General features: G+C 57.6%; 1 protein-coding gene. It reads right to left on the minus strand.

Going from position 1 to position 1,403, the window contains the following annotated elements; genetic code table 11:
- Nucleotides 1–13: 13 nt before the first annotated feature.
- Nucleotides 14–1,288 carry an IS4 family transposase gene (locus tag AV929_RS12380; RefSeq protein ID WP_064288404.1) on the minus strand — a complete coding sequence of 425 codons (1,275 nt, stop codon included), beginning with the start codon at nucleotides 1,286–1,288 and terminating at the stop codon, nucleotides 14–16.
- Between the last annotated feature and the right edge of the window lie 115 nt (nucleotides 1,289–1,403).

Genomic DNA, 1,403 nt, shown 5'->3' on the forward strand with positions numbered 1-1,403 from the left:
CATTCGTCTTTAGCTAAGACTCACACCTCGGTTGTGTAGCGGTAGCGAGCGTCTCTTGCAGTATCGGTCGTTGCCGGTGGATCTTCTGTGCCTCTTCGATCAGTTGCTCCAGCAACGGCGGTGGCGAGTAGCCGAGATACTCACCGAGTTCGTGGAGGATGAGCTGGGCGTGCGACCGGAAGGTCGCCGCCCAGCGCTCCGGCGGAAACACGATCTCATCGTCGGCCTGCTCGGTGACCAGATCCAACAGATCACGACTCACCAGCAGTGACAACAACGCCGCGTACAGTAAGATTTCCACGACAGCAGGGTTGCTTGTGTCGAACTCGTCCAATTCGTACTGCGTCTTCAGCTCACGGAACAACGTCTCTACCTCCCATCGACACCGATACAACGTTGCTAGATCCGACGGGAGGAACTCCTCTCTCGGCAGGTTCGTGATGTACAGATGGTAGTCGTCGGCGTCCTCGTCGCGGACGCCGACGACGCGGAATCGCTTCGTATCCAGTGACCGAGTTCCCTCGTACTGACCTCGCTTGAACTCCACCTCAACCTCCACGTCGATGTATTTCCGAGAGAGATCATCGACTACATCCTGGATCTGCTTGCCCTCCAAGGGAATGGCGCGGCCGCGCCATTCCCGCAATTCTTCCGTTATTACCGGATTTGCGTTCTGCTTCAGCCGACTCACGAAGTAGCCGTCGTTCTCGTCGATCAACGCGAAGCGGCGGTATTTGAAGTACGCGAGGTCGAGTAGAACGAGTCGTCCGTGCAGCCACGAACCGGTCTTGAACAACGTGCTATCGTGCGTTTTCTCATCAGTCACGTCGATCCGTTCAATCGTCTTCTCGGTGGCATTGTGGAGCAGGTGGAGCTTCGCTCCAGCCTGCTCCACGTGGCGGGCTTGGAACTCATCAGAGAGGAACTCGTGTAACCGCAGCACCGTTCCATCAGCAATCATCACGTCTCTAAACCGGTCGATATCCGCGTCAACAGCGTCAGGAACAGCGACCTCGTCGAGACCGTGCTCGACGAGGTCGCGGAGGTACTCTGCGAGCAACGGTGTCAGCCGGTGATAGAAGCCGCCAGAAGAGATCGGTTCGTCGGCTGTGGCGTTGTAGCAACGTCTGAACCCAGCGAGTGTTCGGCTCTCGCCTGCGGCGAAGCCGAACACGAGCGCCCACACGAGGACGGGAATCTGGAGCTTGCCTTCTCGTTCGACCACGCCGAGTTCCTCGGCGTGCTCTTCGAGGAACTCGGAGGGAAACAGTGTAGTAAGCCGACGCATGATTCTCGATGAGGAGGCTTTGGTGTGCACAGCCGTTGCCTCCTCATTCCTCTCGAAAAGAAGCCTCGATAAGCCGCTGCTGTCACGCGGTTCTTCTCTTAGCTAAAGACGGATG

This window comes from Haloarcula sp. K1 (assembly GCF_001647155.1).
Lineage (GTDB): Archaea > Halobacteriota > Halobacteria > Halobacteriales > Haloarculaceae > Haloarcula > Haloarcula hispanica.